Below are 19775 nucleotides of genomic sequence, written 5' to 3'. Positions count from 1 at the left end.
TCTTGTTCTGTGCGTCAATTGTCGGGTGAGGATATGGGGGGTGCGTGGCCGCTTGTCACGTCAGCAAGCGCTCTCGCAGGCGAGCTTTCCTTGTCTCATCCACACCTAATCTTTGGGCAAGATAGGCATCAACCGATCCGTGGCTCTTCGTCACCTCGGCCCAGTAGGTTTCGATATATTCGGCATGCACACCCATCAGGTTGCGCACCGCCTCCGGCTCGATCTCGCCGTAATGCGCTTCCATGCGTGGGAGCGATTGGCGTTCGAGGATATGGCGCGTGGGTGCATCATTGGTTAGCAGGAATTCGCCCACCACATCGTCGTGATGCGCGCCGAGCACGTGGAGCAGCAGACTCGCTGCGACACCGGTGCGGTCCTTTCCGGCAAAACAATGAATCAAACTGCCACCGTCGCGAGAGTCCAGAGCCTCGAAATAGCGCGTGAACATATCGATCATCGCCGGATTTACCGGCATGCGGGTATAGACCGCGATCATCCGCGCGCGTGCCTTCTCGGCAGTCATATCGGTCTTGTCCCAGCCACCTTCGTGCGGAGGCGAGCTGGTCGTTTCGCCATCATAGGCGATCACATCGGCGTTGAAATCGGCATGGCGACGGCACGGAAAACTGCTTCGTTCGCTCTCTCCGCGAAAATCGATAATCGTCCGGATATCAAGAGCTTGCAGCGTGTCGAGATCGCCGCCCGTCGCCTCCATATGCTGTCCGGAGCGGTACAGCAGCCCGGCCTTGATCCGCGCACCGTCGGCGGCGGCGTAGCCCCCATAGTCGCGCAGATTGTGGATACCCTCGGTTTCGAGGAACGGGCTGGGTCGGGACTGTCGAATCATCGCGGACCTCAGTGGCACTCCGCCCGGCGCGCGGCAAGCACCGCCCCGTAGCGGCCCTAGGTAGAGGTGCGGGGGAGCGCGCAAAGCTGTGCTTGGAGAACCATCGCTACAGCAGATGCAACCGAATATTACACGCCCGACATATGGACATCTCCCATGGCTCACATTCTCATCGCTGATGACGACGAACTGATTGCCGAATTGGCATCGCAAACCCTGATCGATGCTGGTCATGCCTGCGGGTGGGTGACAAGCGGCGAAGCGGCGTGGAACCTGCTGTCGACGCGCCGTCCCGATATTCTGCTGCTCGATCAGGACATGCCGGGAATGTCGGGCATCTCGCTGCTGCGCAAATTGCGCGGTTCGGAGCGGTTCTATGACCTACCCGTCATCATGTTCACTGCAATGAGCGGCGAGGATGACGAAGCGCAGGCGATTTATGCCGGCGCGCAGGATTTTGTGCGCAAGCCCTATGACCCTCAGGTGCTCACAGCCCGGGTTCATCGAGTCTTGTCGAGGCGGCTCGGCAGGCCGCAACATGTCGACCTGCAAACCCATCTGGCGCGCAGTTCAGGGACCTATCAGGACGTAGTACCCGCCCCCAGACGCGTGATCTGACATTCCTTAGCTGCGCTGCGAATTCAGCAGCCCCTTGCCGATTACTTGCGCCTGAATCTCGGCGGCGCCTTCGAAGATGTTGAGAATGCGCGCGTCGCACAGCACTCTACTGATCGGGAATTCGAGCGCATAGCCATTACCGCCATGCACCTGCACCGCATTGTCCGCTGCACTCCATGCGGTTCGGGCGGCGAGCAGTTTTGCCATCCCCGCCTCGATATCGCAGCGGTTCCCGCGATCCTTTTGACGAGCGGCGAAATAGGTAAGCTCACGCGCCATCACGATCTCGACTGCCATCAATGCGATCTTGTCTGAAACGCGCGGGAATTGGGTCAGCGGCCCGCCAAACTGCTTGCGGTCCTGCGCATAGGCCAGCGCAAGGTCGAAGGCGTTCCAAGCCACGCCGACTGCACGCGCGGCAGTCTGGATACGTGCGCCTTCGAATGTGCGCATCAACTGCTTGAAGCCCTGCCCTTCAGCCCCGCCGAGAAGCGCATCTTCGGGCAAAGCGAACCCGTCAAAGCCGAGTGCATATTCCTTCATTCCGCGATAGCCGAGCACTTCAATCTCGCTGCCGTCAATGCCGGGATTGGGGAATGGTTCATCGCCGCTGCCCCGCGTCTTTTCAGCGAGGAACATTGACAGGCCGCGATACCCTGCTTGGTCGGGATCGGTGCGCGCAAGCAGCGTCATCAGATCGGCGCGGCCTGCATGGGTGATCCATGTTTTTGCCCCGTCGATTTGCCAGCCGTTCCCAGAGCGCCGCGCGCGGGTGCGCACGCTGGCCAAGTCGCTGCCGGTGTCAGGTTCGGTGAACACCGCCGTGGGAAGGATCGAGCCGTCGGCAATGCCGGGCAGGAATTTCGTCTTCTGCGCCTGTGTGCCGTTCTCGCCAATCAGCTCGCCCGCAATCTCCGAACGTGTGCCAAGCGAGCCTGCGCAGATCCATCCACGCGACAGCTCCTGCGACACCAGCGCCATGGCGAGCTTGCCGAGGCCCTGCCCTCCATATTCCTCGTCTATGCACACGCCGAACACCCCCAGCTCGGCCATTTCGGCAACGACAGCATCGGGGATCAAGGCGTCGTCGAGGTGCCACTGATGGGCGAAGGGTGTGATCCTGGCCTCGGTAAAGGCGCGGAACTGTTCGCGCACAAGGTCAAGCGTTTCGTCACCGAAAGCCTCGTCAGGCCGCGCGCCCTCGCCCAGCAATTGCGCCAGCCGCGCGCGGGTTTCGGGTGTGCTGCCGCCGGAAAGGAATGCGCTGACCGCTGGGTCGCGCGCGAGCGCCTCCGCAGCACCGCTCGCGCCCAGAGCTTCGGGTCTGACGATCTCGCTCGCACTCATCGCCACGCCGTGAACCAGCTGCGCGCAATATTCGCCAAAGCCGATCCGCAATGTCAGTTCTTCGATTTCGCCAAACCGCCCCGCACTGTGCGACCGTGCCGCCCAGTCACAGGTCGCCTCCAAAGCTGCCAAAGTGCTCGCAATCCAGGCGAAACCATGGAGCCTGTGCTGGGCCTGCGTTAGGGCGTCACTGTCGGCACCCGACAACTCATCGGTCAGATTGGCGCGCACTCCATCAGAGTATGCGCGCGAGGCCTGCACCGCTTCTTTGGCTTTGGAAATCAAGTCACTCATATACGCGCTGCTAGCAGAGCATGGCGCGCCGCGTGAACCTATCTATTCGATAATATAGCGCACGGTGACGGTGAAATTGCCGCCGGCGCCGAATGCACCGCCCGGAAGCACCCGGAAATCGGTGATCGCGCTGTCGCAGCCATCGCCATCAGCGGTGGGCGTATAATTGAAATTTACCCCGTCATCGTTGGAGAATTCCACGTCATCCGTTGTCGCTGCGAGGCTGGTAAAGCCATAGGTCAGCCCCGAGTTGCTCCCCGGATCAGCGAAGATGACAGGCCCTGCCGCTCGCGTGATCAGGCACATCTTGGCATCGGCAGGGCCATCGTCCCAGACCACGACACTATCCGCATCAGCCGGTTCGCCGCCGGTGTTGGTGACGGTGATGAGATACTCCACCGTCGCGCCAGGAATGGCCTTGGGGTTCGTGGAGCCATTGACCGGATCGGAGATGAGCGAGCTGACCTTGCTCACATTCAACGTGGTGAACGGGTTGCAGACATTGATATCGTGGATCGAGATACCCTGCTGACCAGGATCGGTCGGCGCCGTGGTGTGGTTGCCATAGCTGATCGTGATCGTGTCTACAGCCTGTGTGAAGGTCACGACCACATTGCCCAATGGCTGTGTTTCAGTCGAAGCCCCATCGCCGATTACCACGTTCCCGCTGACGAAGTTGACATTGCCGTTGGTCAATGTCGGCGTGACGCTGGCGCCGCTATTGGTCCCGGTAACCTGAACCCGGTCGGCAAACTGGTTTGCACCGAAATCGACGTCAAAGATCGAGAATTGCAGGCCGGTGAAGCTACGCGGCAATGTGATGACAATCGTCACATCGCCCGACTGGTTGGCCTGATCGGCGAGCATGTGAAGGCTGTCTTCAGCAGGGGAAATGCCGCCCGTGTAATAGTTGAAGACGGTCGGCGTCTGTCCGCCGAAATTGGCGCTGTTGAGGAATGCGCCGTCATTCGAAAGCTGGAACTGAATGTTGCCAAAGCTTGCAAACGCATAGGTGTTGTTGGTCGACCCGGTGGTCCAGCCAGGTATCGTATCCCAATCGAACACAGACTGCCCCGCCGGGCAGGACAAAATTGGCGGGACACCCGGCGAACGACCGCTTTGCACGGTGAAAGATGACGAAGCGAAATCGTCTTCGCCCGTCGCGCCATTGTTCACGGTGGAATCGCTGTCGACCTCACTCGATGCAACGACTTCGGCAGTATTGGTAATCGTCGTGCCCGCCGCGCTCGAGATTGAGCCTTGCAAGGTGATTGTCTTGCTTTCACCCGGTGCAAGCGAGCCCACAGTCCAATCGCCGCTGGCCTGGTTAAAGCTGCCATCTCCGCTTGCGGACAGAAAGGTGAAACCGGTGGGCAGATTGTCATTCACCACAACGCCTGTGGCCGTGTCGGGTGAAGCCGAGTTGTTGGTCACAGTAAGGCGCCATGTCACGCTCCCGCCCTGAACCGGCGGCGATCCCACCAGTGCTTTTGTCAGCGACAGATCGGCGAAATTGGCTGGGACTGCAGACGTCAAATACAACTCAGCATGCCGGAAGATGCCATCATCAGCGCCCGTGAACAGGTCGCAGATTTCGAGGCGCCACGTGCCTGCACTGCTTACGCCGTTAAACGCTGAAAGAGCATTGTTAGGCGCGCGGTTGTTTTCGAAAGGCGGCGGAGCGACTGTCGAATGCGCGACGGTAATGTTGGTCGAGTTGACGACGGTGGCGAAGTCGTCGTCCAGCAGGACATTGATATTGTCGCCATTGGTGTTGTTCGTCTCACCATTGACCAGCTGTACTCGCGTGCCATCGGGTGCCTGCAGGGTCACGCGAATATCACCGCGCCAAGTGTGCGTCGCGAAGAAGCCCAGATCGACATCCGCAACCGTAAAACTGTCGCCGACAACGAAGTTGCGCACCAGCGGCGTGCCGCACGGGGTGGAGCCGCTGATCGTACCGTCATTGGTGACCACATAAGTGTTGGTGGTCTGCGCCATGGCAGGTTGCGCAAATGCCAGACACAGCAGCGCAATTGCCGCCTGAATGGCGATGAGAAGCGTGCGCTCAATCCGGATTTGCAACCGTGTCAAACTCATCTGGCTTGCGTACTTATTCATGGTAAACAAGGGGTTTACCTTGTTGAAAACACTTGTATCGCTCATCGACGACCTCCCAGACCAAGGAAGTCAAATGTGTCGGTGTCGAACTTGAAGCGAACGCTGGCGAACAGGCCTTCATCGGTGTTGCGCGCCGCCGAGAAGTCGCCATCGCGGAAACCTTCGACATTATAGCCGACGGTGAGCAACATGCCTTCGACCGGAACAAAGCCAATGGTCGGGCCATAGGAATAGCTGGTCACATCATCTTCAAGGTTGGCGCGCACAGTGCCGCTTGCGCCGACTTCGATCTTGTCAGTCACGCCAAGGCGGAAGTCGACACCGGCAAGCACGGTAGTGCCGGAGAACTCGGTGCCTTCGAACTCGTCGAAGTTGTGACGCGCGCCAAGGAACAAGGTGTATTCGTCGCGGCGGGTCTGGTGCTCGATGCCAAACTCGTCTTCGTCCCAGCCGCGTGGGCTCCAGTTGGTGGACCAGCTGCCTACGAGACGGCGCGAAGTTGCATCGCCATCAACGATCAACGCGGTGCGCCCTGCGCCGCCAGCTTGGCCAGCCACGCCGCCGGTTACGCGGTCGCTGCGATATTCGAGTTTGCCCAGCATAGCGACTTCCGAAGAGTCGGGACGGTGAGCAAATGCGATGCTTGCATCGAAAATCTCAGTGGTCGGGCCGTTTTCGTCTTCGGCACGCGTCCATGTTGCGCCAGAGCCGACAATGCTGCCCTCGCCCAGTTGACGGATCGCGCCAAAGGTTGCGCCCATGCGGTCTGCCTGTTCGCCATCGCGATATTCACCGCGCGCGGTAACGCTCCAGCGGTCCTTGCGCCATGCGCCGCCCAGCGTGAAGGCGGTGAAGTCTTCGAACTGCTGGTTGCCGGTCAGCTGACCGCCGCTCGCGGCAGGCTGGAGCTGGTTGATAAGGTCGCTCGAGTTCGGCGTGCCGCCAATCGTGCGATTGCCGTCAATCGTCGCGTCGATCGTGAATTCCGGCGATACTTGCAGCGTCTGGGCAAGGCCGAATGCTGCAAAGGTGCGGTTGCCGAACTCGCCGATAGTTTCCTGACCCAAGGTCGTGACGATCTGACCACCCTGCCACGGGGTTGCCTCGATACCGCCGCGCAGCTGACGCGCGTCGATATTCTCGCCATCGGTGATCTCGTAAGTGCCGACCAGGCGCACATTGCGGGTCAGCGCATAGCGCACTCCAACGCGGTGACGTGCGGGCAGGTCGATGCTCTCGGCACTGTCGAGCGCGATTGAGGTGGCGAGCGACACTTCCAGAGTGTTGTCGAGCATGCGCTGTGTCACGCCGGCTTCGAGCACAGTCGAAGTGTTGGTCGTGCCATCAGCAAGCAGGTCGTCAAAGTAGGACAGGCCAAGGCGAACATCGGTGTTGCGGCGCGTCAGGTTCACCTGAGCCTGCGCAGCGCGGCGGCGCGAGCTGTCGGTCAGGCTGTCGTCCTGCCACACGCTGCCAATCACGCTGAGATTGTCGTTGAGGAATACGCGGCCATCGACACCGATCTTGCGGCGACCCAGCTCCACGCCGTTTTGCTGGCCCACACCGTAATCGGCGTCGAGCTGGCGGGCATAGGCGAGCACATCGAGCTTGCCGGTCTGGTGCTGCACTTCGGCAATCCAGCCGGTTGCATTCTCGCCATTGCGGCGGCTCATGGCGTATTCGCCGCGCAGCTCTGTGTTCTGGCCAAGGCGTGCGCGCACATCAATCGCGCCGAGATCTGTACGGGCGCCCTCGCCCTTGTCAGTGATTGCGTTCACACCGATGCGAATGCGGTCGTCGGCGCTGGTCCAGTCGGCGCGAATACCGGCATTCAGCTCGGCATTGCCCTGACCTTCGGTTTCATATTCGACAACGACAAATTGCGGGTTGAGAAACTCATCGCGGCTCAGAACCGGACGGACAAAGGTGATCGTGCCGGAGAACAGGTCGATATTGTAGTCGAGGAAGCGCGTGAGCGTCTGGCTCGAAACGATCTGTTCCGAACGGAAGCGGTCGCGCACTTCAATCGTCACACGCTCGCTATTGGCAAGGATTGCGCGGTTCGAAAGCTGATACGGACCGGTGATGCCCTGCCCCTGGATCTCGTCGCGCTGGAGGCGGCTGGAGATTTCAGCAGCAAAGGCAGTCGCCTTGAACTGGCCCACGCGCGCTTCACCGCGCACACCGGTTGCTGTGCGGTTGTAACGCGCAAGGTTTGTCTGGTCGAAGCTCGTCTCGAAGTCGCCATAAAGTGCGTAGAAGGTCGAGGTTTCGATGCGGACATAGAGCTTCTCACGGCTCGCAGCGTCAAAGCGGCGGGTCGAGCCATCGGCAAAAACGGTGTAATAGGCCTGCGGGTCGATTGTGCCGAGCACCCGCTGATCTTCACGCTGCTTGGCGCTGTCATAGGCGAGCGTCAGCAGGTAGCGACCCAGCACGCGGCCCTTGGCATAGAGCGCAACGCGCGCATCATCGCCCAGATCGCTGTCAAAGCGGCCTTCGCGCTCCATATTCTCGGCGACCGAACGCGCACCCACAGTGCCTTCGGCGAGGCCGACAATGGTCCATTCGATATCGCCCGGTTCAATCCAGCCGTCGAGTTGCTGGTCGCGCACAAGCTCGCCATCGTTGAACTGGAAGTCGAGGCGCAGCGAGCCGCTGACCATGGTCGGGGCAAGCTCGATTAGAGCAATGCCGTCCGTGCCTTCGACAACCCAGCGGGCCGACGTCGGGGCAAAGCCGGTGAGCTGATTAAGCTGCTGGCGGTCAATCTGCTCGGCGCTCTCATACGGCGCGTTGAGCGTGAAATTGCCCGAAACACCGGCGCGCAGCGGGCGGTTGTTCCGGTCGAGAACACGGATTGCGACCACAGGACGGGTGCGCCCGTCAGCGATCAGGTTCGACAGTTCCGGCACCATCTCAACGCGCGAAGGCGTGGTGGTGAAGAACACTTCGCGGGTGAAGGTCTTGGACACCATGCCAAAGCTGTTGACGATGTCGGCTTCGAGTACGGTGCGATCATTCTCAAGCAGGATGCCGCGCCATGTGCTGACAGCAAATTGGCCGCGTTCCGGATTGAGAGTGCCATCAAAGTTGAGCCCGCTCACTTCTTCGCCGTTAACGCGCAGGATCACGGTCTGGCCTTTGCGGTGACGGATAGCGACGCGGATAGCCGGAGCACGCGGGTTCGCGGTCACCCCAGGCGTCAGGAAGCCGTCTTCGCCATCACCCAGCGCAATCCAGTCCGTGTTGGGCGCATAGGACATTTCGGCGGATGCAGCGGCTTCCGCAGTGCTTTCAGCAACACCCGCTTCAGTCAGCGTTTCTGCGTCGAGAGCAGGCGCGCCGCGCTGTGCGGGACCACCAGCAATCGCGTCAACAGCGCGCGCGCCAGCACCGTCAGGACGTGTTTCGGCTTGTGAAGAAGCATCGGCAAGCGCTTCATATCCTTCGGGAACTGTCGCATGGAAGTCAGCAACAACGAGGCTTCCGCCGCGTCCAATGACAAAGCGCGAACTAGTCGAACCGGCACTGCGGGTATCGCGGTGGCAATCAACCAGCTCCGCACCTTCCGGCAGCGTCATGCGCGACACAGCGACGACATGTGTACCCGGGACAACGCCTTCGAAGTGATAGCGGCCATCGGCATCGGTGATCGCGTAGGATCCGTCCTCAAGCACAACGCGCACACCCGGAATTCCTGGACGTGGGTCGTCAAGTGAACAGGGTCCAGCGGTGATCCGGCCAATGATCGTCATCCGGTCCGCAATGGATTCGCGTTCAATATCAACGGCTACGCTGGTGCGAGCGGTGCGACCAAGGCTGTCGATCACAAGCACATCATTCAGCGCACGCCCCGGAGCCGCGTCGGAACGCACAGTCATCGCATATGTGACACGGCGCGAGCCCGAAGCTTCGATATCGCCGAGCGAAATGGTAAATTGGCGGCCATCGGCAGCAATTTCGACCGCATCAGGTGCTTCAACACCGTCAATGCGGATGGAGTCAGGACGCAGGCGCAGATCGCTCGCAGGCGTGTCGGTCAGCACCACATTGCGGCGCGGGCGCGAGGGATCGTCATTGCGCGCAGTCACCGAGTAGAAAACAACGTCTCCAGGCTGCACACGCTGGCGCGATGCGGTTTTGACAAGACCGATATCCTGACCTGGTCGATCCAGCGGAATGTCGATCTGGACCGGCGTCGGATCGGTCAGCGTGAAAGCACCGCCATAAGAACCGTCGAGGATCACGAAACCCCGGCCATCCGGGCGGGTCAGGCGCGCAAGATCCTGCGGGCTGACCACGGAAGGTGCTGTGTAAGGCTCAGGCGGCGTGATTTCGAGGCGATAGGTGCCGAGGAATGTCAGCGGGAACCAGAACTCGCCCGCCCCCAGATCGGTCACATTGCCAGCGCCATCGGTGATCGGTTGCCCCGAAATTACCGTTGAAGGCCACGAGGTAACACCGTCTTCAGCAAAGACCGTTGCGGGCTGGCCGGTGGCGACATCAATCAAAGTCACGACCGCACCATCGACCGGCTGGCCGGTTTCGCTGTCGAAAACGACACCAAACGGATCGGCAAGCACATCAACCAGCGTCTCGACGATGACCGTCGTATCACCCGGCAGTGTCGCGGTGACCGTAATGTCCGCGCCATCGACGATGCTGAGGCGGCAATCGCCCTGCGCAACGCTCGGCGGCATGCGGATAGTATCGATCTGGCCTACGAAAACGCCGGTGTTCGGCCCGGTTTCGAAAATCGTCTCCGTCTCACGGTCTCCTGTAGAGGTCGTGAGTGTGATTTCGAGACTATCGGCGGCGTTGGGATCGAGATTGGCAGCCAGGGCGGTCACTTCAAAGACCAGAACCTGCCCTGCACGGACAATCTGGCTTTGTTCGACCGCGTCGTTCAGCGGCGCAAGCTCGATACTTGTATTCCCGGTGCCCCCCGTGCCCTGTCCACTCTGACCCGATGCCGCGCAAATCGGCGCACGGAAATCGAGGTCCACACCGCCGGTCGAAGCCGGACGGAATGTGCGAATAGAAGGGGGTGGAGATGTGACATCCAGTGTCACGGTATTGCTCGGGGTCCGCACCGGGCGACCCACGAACGTGTAAGTGGCTTCAGCAGTGTTGGAAATCGTGCCGATAACTTCGGTACCATTACCCTGAGAGCCATTAATCTGAGCGGACGCCCCCTCTTCGAGCACGCCAAATGGCAGCAGCACTACTGAAAGTGCTGCCGCCAGACGCCTCAAAGAGGGGGACACACGCAAAGTCTATTCCCTACCGTTCAGATCTTAGTTGATCGTGACGCGGAAATAGAGCGAACGCGTGGTGCTCGCCGGGAGATCGCTGAGCGTGCCAGCGATGAGGTCAAGACCACCTGTACCGCCACCAGCGGTGTAGGAAGCAGTCGTGCCCTCACCATCGGTGCCGCCAGCGCATGTCGCCACCGGGGTTGCGCCCGAAGTGTCGATCGTTGCGGTGCCATCGACAAAGATGCCGAAGTCACTGGCCGTGAATGTCACGTCAGCTGGCAGATCGTCGGCCACGCTGACAGACGTTGCCGTAGCAGCGCCGGTAGCGTTCGAGACCGCGATGCAGTACTCGATAACAGCACCCGGAATTGCTTTCGGATCGGTCGTGCCATTGACAGGGTCGCTGATGATGCGGCTCGACTTGACGACGCTGACTTCAGCGCCTGCCACTTCGAACTGGCCTTGATCGGAGAAGGCGCCGTCATTGTCGGCTTCTTCGCCCGTACCGCCATTACCATCGGCAAGAACGGTATCGACACCAGCAGTGTTTGCACCGGCAGTAGCGGTGATTTCGGCGCCAAGAACGCCAATGCCGCCATCTTCATGCGCGTCTGCAACCAGCACGATGTCAAACGTGTCAGTGTTCACTGCGTCAGTGGTGATGTCGGCGACGACGAGGACTGAGATAGTCTCGGTACCGGTACCGTCATCGGCAGCCACTTCGTCGAGGAAGGTGATCGGGCCTGCGGCCAGTTCACCTGCATCCAGAACACCGTCACCATCGGAATCGAGATAGATTTCGATGTTTTCGATGTTCGCCGCAGTGCCGCCGGTCAGGACGGTGCTGAGATCAAGATCGACGACGTCGTTCGACAGGTTGGTCACGTCGAATGCGAGGACAACGTTATCTTCGCCGGGCGAGACCGATTCCGGACTCGTTCCAGTGAAGTTGACGTTGACGTCGATGACGCGGTCAACTGTAAAGGTATCGCTGTCAGTAACAGCGGTTTGGTCTTCACCGCCAACCTGGAAGGAAACCGAGACATTGTTGGTGATGGTATCACCAGCAGTTGTCCCGACTGCCAAGGCCGGCGTGCTGGACATTGCAACTAGCGCTACCGCGCTAACTGCACCCAGCAGCTGGGTTGTTCGTTTCATTGTTGTGGTCCTCTGCGTGCGCCCGTGACTTCAGACCGCCCACGGGACATGGCGGTTACCAACCGTCTTACGACGGAAGATTTTGTGAAATTTTTCAGCGGATTATCGCGGGGTATTCGAGCCGTCCGCTGTCGCCCGGCGCAATCGTCGCGAGCGTCCAGCGCACATGCGTGACATCCGAATGGGTCGCCGCGCGGCTCGTTCCGTCCTCTGCAGTAACGCTGAGTTCGGCGAGCGTGCCCCAGCTTGCGCCTCCATCGACCGAGACGGTCAGATCGGCAGCGGCATCTGGAGCGAGGCGCACTGCGGTGGGAAGCGGGTTGGTGACGACGAAGTTCTCGACCGGCTCCGCGCCATTATTGGCGTAGTCGGTTCCGAAAACGAGGCGATCACCTGGCACGATGACATCGGGCGCGACCAGCTGCGTGGTCTCATTCCCATCGGCATCGACCGAGGTTTCAACCGCCTTCACATCGCCCGAAAGCGTAACCGGGCTCTGCGCAAATGCAGCAGCTGGCATTGCCGCAGATCCGGCAATCAGCAGAGCTGCGGCCATTTTCTTGAGAATATTCATGGGTCTGTTTCCTCAACTGATCAGTTGGTTCAATCGATCGTGACGTCGAATGTGATGGAGTGGCTGGAGCCGCCTGCGACGGTGCCCAGATCAACCGAAATGCCGGCCGCATCGGATGCTTCACCCGCATCATCGCCGCTGGCATCGGTGAGCGCGCCGCCATCGAGGGTGAGCGAATTTGCGACATAGGTCGTGCCGTCAGGGATCGCGTCGGTGACAACCAGATCGTCAACCGATCCGCTGCCCTGAGCATTGGCCAAAATCGTAAAGGTCGCGATCGAGCCTGGAACGGCGCTGGTGCCGCCGAACGGATCAACAACGGTGACGCTCTTGTCGAGATCAACCGTGGTGATGCCCACGATCAGCGTGCCGATCGCGCTGTCATCCGCACCGGTTGTGCCGATGATCGCATCGCCGCCATCAACGCCCTGACCCGCAAACACCGTGCCCGGTGCCCCGGTTCCGGTAACCGCTTCTGCAGTCAGCTCGACATCGCTTGCCTGACCATCGGTGGCATCGACCGGGACCTCGACGATGACGAAGACCGTCAGCGTCTCGTCCGCGGCCAGAACTTGAGTGGTCTCAGGCGCGGTCAGGATTTCATCGACGCCCGGATCGTAAGTGCCGTTGCCATTGGTATCGACCGCGATGTTGGTGACGCTCGTATCAAAGTCATTGCCAGCCACCGCCGGATTGGCGGTCAGCTCATAGGCCTCGGGGCCATTGCCCTGGTTGGTCACTTCGAAAGTGAGCACCGCTTCGCCCGGCGACGTGCCAATCGGCCCGCTGTCGAGCGACGTCACGGTGACGTCAATCAGCTCATCCACCCGCACCACGACGGTGTTCGAATCAACCGTCTGCGGCCCGTCGCCATCGTCATAGGTCGCGGTTGCAGTGTTCTCGATAAGAGTACCTGCATCCACGCCATCGGCGAGCGCCGGGGCGGAAAGTGTAAACAACGCCGCAACAGGTGCGGCGAAAAGCGACTTTGATATCTTCTGCGTATCCATACCTAGGGCGGATACGAGTTAATGGTTATCAAGCCGTTAGCGGTTGGGCCGAAACCGCGCAGTTCTGCGGTTTTGGATACAATGTTTTGCAATTTGACGTGGTTAATCGAGGCTTCGAATTCGGCCAAAAAGGCTGTAACCCTTCGAATAATCTACCAATCGGTCAATCGAGCGGCGAAGGCCCATCGCGGCAGGAAACAGCGTTCGCCTCAAACTTTCGGGCATGATTCGCCTTCAGCGCGAAGCCTATGAGTCCGCGCAAAGCGCCAGCAGCGCAAAGCTCGCGAGCCAATGCTCACCCATATAATCACCCGCCACATGCGGCATTGCCGCCTCTAGATGAGCGCCTGCGCGATCTTCGAGCAGCGCTAAGGCAGCCTCGTCCGCAAGGCTTGAGGCGATTCTGCGCAGGCACCATGCACGACTGAGGTTTAGGCCATCAAGATGCGCGATCTTGCCGTCGCTGCGATCCGACACGGTGACAGGGTGGCACTCGCGCTCGATCCAGCCATTGGCGATGACGAGCCGGTCGAACCAAGGCGCGAATTCGCCGCGTGGCATCACTCGGCTCATCAGCAGCGCCGCAATCAGGACGGGCGAGAGAAACTCGTCGCCTGCAGGTTCCCATCCCGAATAATCAACTTTACTTTCAAACGCTTTGGACGACCATCTCGAAATCACTTCAAGCAATGCGGGATCCCGGCCCTCCGCCCATTCGCTTGCCAGCACCAGCGCAAAGGCAGTGTTGCCATGCGTGCCGACCGTGATCGGATAAGTGAGTAGCGGGAGATAATCGGCAAACCTCGCAGCAAAGGCGCGCGCGAGCGGTTCCAGCCTGGCACCCCACGGACGGTCCCCATGCAGCGCAGCTTCGTGATGGAGTGCGAGCAGCCAGCCCCAGCCATAGGGCCGCTCGAAGCCCCGCGAATGCAGCCGCTCCAGATAGGCAAGCTCGACGTCTAGCTTCGCCTCGGTGAAGGTCGCGTTGGCCAGCATATCGATATCGGAGGCTTCAGCCATATCGGGATAGAGCCTGCGCAAAGTCAGCAGCGTCCACCAGCTGTGGACGCAGGAATGCCAGTCAAAGCTGCCGAAGAAGCAAGGGTGCAGATCGCGCGGTGTGCGCGCGTCAGCGTCCGCCCCCAACACATGCTCGAGCTTGTTGGGATATTCCTGCGCCACATGGCCCAGCGCTATCCGGGCAAAACGGCGTGCAATGTCTTCGGTTAGCCCCACAGCAGAAATGCCCCCACATAGATGATCACAACGTTGCACACCCAAAGCGGAATTGCGGTGCCAATCTGCTGGCGGATCACGCCGTTCTGATCGTCCAGCTCAAGCAGGGCCGCGGGCACGATGTTGAAGTTAGCCGCCATCGGTGTGAGCAATGTCCCGCAGAATCCGGCCAGCATCCCCACCGCGCCGATCACCGCCGGGTTGCCGCCATAAGTCTCAACCAAGAGTGGGATCCCGATTGCTGCGGCCATCACAGGGAACGCCGCGAAGGCATTGCCCATGATGATGGTGAACAGCGCCATCCCGAGCGCGAATACCACGACAGTCAGAAAGACACTGCCTTCGGGGATTGCAGCTTGCGCCGCTCCGCCAATGATGTCTCCCACTCCAGCAATTGCGAAAACCGCACCCAGAGCTGCAAGCATCTGTGGTAAGATCGCAGCCCATCCGATTGAATCGATTAGCCGCCTGCCCTCCTCAATCGGCGCAACAACAGGCGCCTTCAGCCACGCCATCGCAACAATCAAAGCAACCACAACGCCTGCTCCAAACAGCAACAAGGTCTCCTTGCGCGGGGCGAACAAGCCTGTCTCTGACAAAGGCGTAAAGTTGTAGAGAAGCGTACCCGCCACCGCTGTCACGGGCACAATTAATGCTGGTAAAAACAATCTATTACCGAGCTTATTTGATAATCTTTCTCGCTCTTCGTGGGTCGTGGTTTCCGGCTCGCTGCGGGCCAGTCCGCCCACACCAGCAATCGCGACCAACGCGAGCACCAGCACGCCATTGGCGAGATCAGACAGGTGCGAACCAAAGAAGAAGCTCGCCGACAGCAGTCCCCAAAACACCGCATTTCCAATGCGTTGATCGCGCAAGCTAAGAATTGACCATAAGGCAAAGAAAATGCCAGCCAGCCAGTATAGCCATTCATAGGTTATCACGCTGCGCCCTCCCCGACTTCGCTTCGCACCCGCGCCAAACGGCGATCCAAAGCGGTGATCCGCCAACCGTGAATGAAGAAAGCGCAGATCGCAGTGGGGATTGCCCAGACCGAAAGTTCGAGTGGCGTTAACGGATAACCAGAGCTTTCAAAAACCCCTTGTATCAGCAAGATGGAGGCGATTGCGAAGAAGATATCTTCACCGAAAAACAGCCCGACATTGTCGGTCGCGGCGGACATTGCGAGGACTTTTTGACGTTCTTCTTCGGGCAGTTTCCCGTGCGACTTCTCCGCCGCCGCTTCAGCCATCGGCGCCAATAGAGGCCGCACAGCTTGTGGGTGGCCGCCAATGTCCTTCATGCCCAGAGCAGCGGTGAGCTGCCGGAACAGGAGGTAGAGAACCAGCAGCTTGCCCATGGTGGCCCCGCGCACGCTTTCGATCAGGGCCCGCGCGCGTTGTTGCAAACCATGCCGTTCCAGCAGGCCGATAACCGGCAGGATGATCCATGTGACCGAGATGAAGCGGTTGTCATTAAATGCCCTGCCCAGGGCCTCAACGACAGCCACGAAATCGAGTCCTGCAAGCAACCCAGTCGCTAGCGCCGCAGTTACAACCACGAGCAACGGGTTAAAGCGCAGTGCAAAGCCGATCACGACAATCACGATGCCCAGCAATGGCAGATAGCTCATTATGTGTTGTCCCCTTCCCGCGTGCCCAAGCCCCCGCCTCCGGGAGTCAGAATTACGAATGTGTCGCCCGGCTGCATATTGGCCGAAGCCGTCGCGCTCAGTTCTTCGCGCGTGCCATCCGTGCGCTCTACCCAGTTGCGCCCTGCTTGCGCGTCTTCGCCGCCAGCGATCCCGCGCGGCGGCACCTTTCTGCGATTGGCGAGCATGTTTGCGCGCATTTCTTCAAGGAAAGTGACGCGCCGCTCAACCCCGTCACCGCCCCTATGACGCCCCTCGCCTCCGGAACCGCGCCGGATCGCAAAGCGCTCCAGCCGCACCGGCAGGCGCGTTTCGAGGATCTCCGGATCGGTCAGGCGGCTGTTGGTCATATGCGTCTGCACCGCGCTCGTCCCGTCATGGTCCGGGCCAGCGCCAGAGCCGCCGCAGATCGTCTCGTAATACTGGTGCTGCGCGTTGCCGAAGGTGAAGTTGTTCATCGTCCCTTGCGACGGCGCTAGGCGTCCGGTGGCCGCGAACAGCGCATCGGTGACCGCTTGGCTCGTCTCGACATTGCCAGCAACCACTGCCGCGCCGGGCCGGGGATTGAGCATCGAGCCTTCGGGGACGATCAGCTCGACGGGCCGCAAGCACCCGTCATTCATTGGGATCACATCGTCGATCAGTGTGCGCAGGACATAGAGCGCCGCTGCGCGCGTGATCGAACGCGGGGCGTTGAAATTGTCGGGCAGCTGATCACTCGAACCGGTAAAGTCGAACACGGCGGAGCGCGCATTGCGGTCGATGCGGATGGCGACGCGCACGCTCGCGCCATTGTCCATCGCATAGGCGAATGCGCCATCCTCCAGCTGGCCCAGCAGCAGCCGCACGCTTTCCTCTGCATTGGCGAGGACATGGCGCATATAGGCCGCGACCACCTCTCCGCCCTGATCATGCGCAGCCGCAGTTAGCAATTCCGCGCCTCGCGTGCAGGCGGCGAGCTGAGCGCGCAGGTCCGAAAGATTGCGATCAGGCGCGCGGGCGGGATACTCTGCACCTGCCAAAACCGCGCGCACCGCATCCTCCTGAAACACACCTTCATCGACCATCAGGAGGTTGTCGATCATCACGCCTTCTTCGGCGATCGTGCGGCTTTCGGGCGGCATCGAGCCAGGCGCGATCCCGCCAATATCGGCATGGTGCCCGCGCGCGGCGACGAAGGCATCCGGCTCGGCGCTTTTCTCGGAGTAGAACACTGGCACGATCACGGTGATGTCCGGCAGGTGCGTCCCGCCGCGATAAGGATCGTTGAGCACATAGGCATCGCCGCGGCGAAAGCCCCTGCCGTCGCGGGCAGCGCCGCGAGCCTCAACCACGCGAGCGATGCTGTCGCCCATAGAGCCGAGATGGACCGGGATATGCGGCGCGTTGGCGATCAGCGCGCCTTCCGCGTCGAACAGCGCGCAGGAGAAGTCGAGCCGCTCTTTGATGTTCACAGATGTCGCGGTGGATTGCAGGACGACGCCCATCTCCTCCGCGATGGCCATAAAGAGGTTGTTGAAGATCTCGAGCCGCACCGGATCGACTTGCGTGCCAGCCGCGCGCTCGCGTTGCAGAGCCGCCGTGCGGGTCAGGACAAGGGTGCCTTCGTCCGCGAGTGCTGCCTGCCAGCCTTCCTCGACCACAGTGGTCGAGCCGGGATCGATGATGAGCGCAGGTCCGTTAACACTTTCGTCCGCCGCCATCGCAGCGCGCTCGATCGTCGGCCACTCCCCCGAGGCTTCGCCCGAAACAGATTGCGGTTGCGCCTGAGCCTGTCCCAACCCGCCCGCATTGCCGCTAGCCTCCACGCTGAGCGCCTCAACGATGATCGCGGCAGTGTCGTCTGAGTAGCCGTAGCGCTGGCGGTGGAGCTTTCGGAAGGCAGCATCCATCGCAGCGGTGTCTTCGCAGGCAAGCGTCAGCAGCGAGTCGCTCCCCTCAAAGCGCAGCCTTGCGCGCGGATCGAGCGTGATGGCGTCCTCCCCGATCCCCTGCGCCAACAACGCAGCGCGCGCATCCTCCTGCAACCGCTCCAGTTCCCGCGCGAAGCCCTCGCCCAAGGCACGCACAAGGCTGACCTCGCGGATCGCCTTCACCGGTGCGATGCCGATCCCGTAGGCGGAGAGCATTCCGGCTAGCGGGTGGACCAGCACCGTCTCCATCCCCAATTGGTCAGCCACCTTGCAGGCGTGCTGCCCTCCCGCTCCGCCGAAGCAGGCGAGCGCATAGGCAGTGACGTCATGACCGCGTGCGACCGAGATTTTGCGGATGGCATTGGCCATGTTGTCGACCGCGATGGCGAGGAAGCCTTGCGCTATCTCTTCCAGCGACCGTCCCTTGGGCATCGCCGCTGCGACTGCCTCCAACGCGGCGCGCGAGGCTGCGGGGTCGAGCGGCTCGTCACCGCCGGGGCCAAACACGCTGGGGAAGAAGGCCGGGTCGATACGCCCGAGGAACAGGTTGCAGTCAGTGACAGTGAGCGGCCCGCCCTTGCGGTAGCAGGCAGGGCCAGGATCAGCGCCCGCGCTTTCGGGACCGACGCGGAATCGCGCACCATCGAAGGAGCAGATCGAGCCGCCCCCGGCGGCAACGGTGTGGATCTGCATCATCGGAGCCGCGACGCGCACGCCTGCGACGACGCTGTCACCGGTCAGCTCGAACTCGCCGGCGTAATGCGCGACATCGGTGCTGGTCCCGCCCATGTCGAACCCGATGAGCTTGCTGTGCCCCAAAGGTTCGCTCGCCGCGATCATGCCGACCACGCCGCCTGCTGGGCCGGAGAGGATCGCATCCTTCCCGCGAAAGGCGCCAACTTCGGCCAGTCCGCCATTCGACTGCATGAAGCGCAGGTGATCGGTCACGGGCAGCTGCGCCCTCAGCGTATCGGTGTAGCGCCGCAGGACCGGCGAGAGGTAGGCGTCCACCACGCTTGTATCGCCGCGCGGGATCAACCGGATAAGCGGCGCGACCTCGTGGCTGGTGCTGATCTGGCTGAAGCCTGCCTCGCGCGCCAGCTCGGCAAGCCGCCGCTCGTGGTCGCGGTGCTTCCAGCCATGGACCAGCACAATCGCAATCGCATCGAAGCCATCCCGCCGAAGCGCTTCGAACTGCTTGCGGGCCTGAGCCTGGTCCAACACGGTGAGTACATCGCCGTCGACGCTGACCCGCTCGCTGATCTCGACGACGCGCTCGGGCAGCTGCTCAGGCAGGACGATGTGACGGGCGAAGATGTCGGGGCGCGCCTGCGTTCCGATCCGCAGCGCTTCGCCAAAGCCGCTGGTGATCGCCAGCGCCAGCCGCTCGCCCTTGCGCTCCAGCAAAGCGTTGGTCGCCACCGTGGTCCCGATCCGCAGTTCCGCCACCGGAGCCTCGCCATGCCGATCCATCAGGCGGCGCACAGCCTCGCTTGCCGCATCGGCGTAGTGATCGGGATTTTCCGAAAGCAGCTTGTCCGTCACCAGCCGTCCATCGGGCGTCAGCGCAACCACATCGGTGAAGGTGCCTCCCCGGTCCACAGCAAAGCGCCAGGCGTTCATCGCTTGAGAGTTCCCTTGCTGTGACGGTCAGGTCGAACTGTGGGCCGTTTGTTGCAAGGCAATCCGGCGGCGTCAAATAAGCTCGGAGATTGCAGCAACTTGCCGGGGATAAGTGGGCCGCTTTG

The 19775-nt window shown here is 61.1% G+C and carries 12 protein-coding genes; 1 reads left to right on the top strand and 11 read right to left on the bottom strand.

The genetic code is table 11. From position 1 onward, the window contains the following. Positions 1 to 55: 55 nt before the first annotated feature. Positions 56 to 847 carry a tyrosine-protein phosphatase gene (locus Q0887_RS02655; protein ID WP_299192103.1) on the bottom strand — a complete coding sequence of 264 codons (792 nt, stop codon included), beginning with the start codon at positions 845 to 847 and terminating at the stop codon, positions 56 to 58. A 156-nt stretch (positions 848 to 1003) separates the two neighbouring features. Here Q0887_RS02655 and Q0887_RS02650 point away from each other — a divergent pair, with 156 nt between their 5' ends. Then, positions 1004 to 1465 carry a response regulator gene (locus Q0887_RS02650; protein WP_299192102.1) on the top strand — a complete coding sequence of 154 codons (462 nt, stop codon included), beginning with the start codon at positions 1004 to 1006 and terminating at the stop codon, positions 1463 to 1465. A gap of 6 nt (positions 1466 to 1471) precedes the next feature. Here Q0887_RS02650 and Q0887_RS02645 read toward each other — a convergent pair whose 3' ends face one another. The 10 genes from Q0887_RS02645 to Q0887_RS02600 all read right to left on the bottom strand — a co-directional run bounded on the left by Q0887_RS02645 (position 1472) and on the right by Q0887_RS02600 (position 19650). Beyond that, positions 1472 to 3106, bottom strand: coding sequence for an acyl-CoA dehydrogenase family protein (locus tag Q0887_RS02645; protein ID WP_299192101.1), 1635 nt, complete (start codon positions 3104 to 3106; stop codon positions 1472 to 1474). A gap of 42 nt (positions 3107 to 3148) precedes the next feature. Beyond that, positions 3149 to 5227, bottom strand: a complete 2079-nt coding sequence (locus tag Q0887_RS02640; RefSeq protein ID WP_299192100.1) for a proprotein convertase P-domain-containing protein — start codon at positions 5225 to 5227, stop codon at positions 3149 to 3151. A 41-nt stretch (positions 5228 to 5268) separates the two neighbouring features. After that, a complete protein-coding gene (locus tag Q0887_RS02635; RefSeq protein ID WP_299192099.1) occupies positions 5269 to 10455 on the bottom strand; it encodes a hypothetical protein in 5187 nt (1728 codons plus the stop codon). Between the two features lie 72 nt (positions 10456 to 10527). Next, on the bottom strand, positions 10528 to 11646 hold the full coding sequence (locus tag Q0887_RS02630) for a hypothetical protein (RefSeq protein WP_299192098.1): 1119 nt from the start codon (positions 11644 to 11646) through the stop codon (positions 10528 to 10530). Between the two features lie 94 nt (positions 11647 to 11740). Beyond that, on the bottom strand, positions 11741 to 12220 hold the full coding sequence (locus Q0887_RS02625) for a hypothetical protein (protein ID WP_299192097.1): 480 nt from the start codon (positions 12218 to 12220) through the stop codon (positions 11741 to 11743). Between the two features lie 29 nt (positions 12221 to 12249). After that, positions 12250 to 13230, bottom strand: a complete 981-nt coding sequence (locus Q0887_RS02620) for a hypothetical protein (RefSeq protein WP_299192096.1) — start codon at positions 13228 to 13230, stop codon at positions 12250 to 12252. Positions 13231 to 13476: 246 nt separating this feature from the next. Further along, positions 13477 to 14466 (bottom strand): DUF2891 domain-containing protein, encoded by a 990-nt coding sequence (locus Q0887_RS02615; RefSeq protein WP_299192095.1) that lies wholly within the window; start codon positions 14464 to 14466, stop codon positions 13477 to 13479. Next, positions 14457 to 15407 carry a DUF979 domain-containing protein gene (locus Q0887_RS02610; RefSeq protein ID WP_299192094.1) on the bottom strand — a complete coding sequence of 317 codons (951 nt, stop codon included), beginning with the start codon at positions 15405 to 15407 and terminating at the stop codon, positions 14457 to 14459. The genes Q0887_RS02615 and Q0887_RS02610 overlap by 10 nt, the downstream gene beginning before the upstream one ends. Beyond that, the gene (locus Q0887_RS02605; protein ID WP_299192093.1) at positions 15404 to 16096 is read right to left on the bottom strand and encodes a DUF969 domain-containing protein; all 693 of its coding nucleotides are present in this window, start codon (positions 16094 to 16096) and stop codon (positions 15404 to 15406) included. Before Q0887_RS02605 ends, Q0887_RS02610 begins: the two co-directional genes overlap by 4 nt. After that, entirely contained in the window at positions 16096 to 19650 is a 3555-nt protein-coding gene (locus tag Q0887_RS02600) for a hydantoinase B/oxoprolinase family protein (RefSeq protein WP_299192092.1), read from the bottom strand. Before Q0887_RS02600 ends, Q0887_RS02605 begins: the two co-directional genes overlap by 1 nt. Positions 19651 to 19775: the final 125 nt, after the last annotated feature.

The organism is uncultured Erythrobacter sp. (assembly GCF_947492365.1).
Classification (GTDB): domain Bacteria; phylum Pseudomonadota; class Alphaproteobacteria; order Sphingomonadales; family Sphingomonadaceae; genus Erythrobacter.
Note: the sequence above shows the minus strand (reverse complement) of the source record. Positions and strands in the feature narration are given on the sequence as shown.

What these genes read in the sequence shown, in the direction of transcription:
- Q0887_RS02640 (WP_299192100.1), bottom strand. Translation starts at nt 5,227, where the DNA reads ATGAATAAGTACGCAAGCCAGATGAGTTTGACACGGTTGCAAATCCGG.
- Q0887_RS02625 (WP_299192097.1), bottom strand. Translation starts at nt 12,220, where the DNA reads ATGAATATTCTCAAGAAAATGGCCGCAGCTCTGCTGATTGCCGGATCT.
- Q0887_RS02655 (WP_299192103.1), bottom strand. Translation starts at nt 847, where the DNA reads ATGATTCGACAGTCCCGACCCAGCCCGTTCCTCGAAACCGAGGGTATC.
- Q0887_RS02620 (WP_299192096.1), bottom strand. Translation starts at nt 13,230, where the DNA reads ATGGATACGCAGAAGATATCAAAGTCGCTTTTCGCCGCACCTGTTGCG.
- Q0887_RS02645 (WP_299192101.1), bottom strand. Translation starts at nt 3,106, where the DNA reads ATGAGTGACTTGATTTCCAAAGCCAAAGAAGCGGTGCAGGCCTCGCGC.
- Q0887_RS02650 (WP_299192102.1), top strand. Translation starts at nt 1,004, where the DNA reads ATGGCTCACATTCTCATCGCTGATGACGACGAACTGATTGCCGAATTG.
- Q0887_RS02605 (WP_299192093.1), bottom strand. Translation starts at nt 16,096, where the DNA reads ATGAGCTATCTGCCATTGCTGGGCATCGTGATTGTCGTGATCGGCTTT.
- Q0887_RS02600 (WP_299192092.1), bottom strand. Translation starts at nt 19,650, where the DNA reads ATGAACGCCTGGCGCTTTGCTGTGGACCGGGGAGGCACCTTCACCGAT.
- Q0887_RS02630 (WP_299192098.1), bottom strand. Translation starts at nt 11,646, where the DNA reads ATGAAACGAACAACCCAGCTGCTGGGTGCAGTTAGCGCGGTAGCGCTA.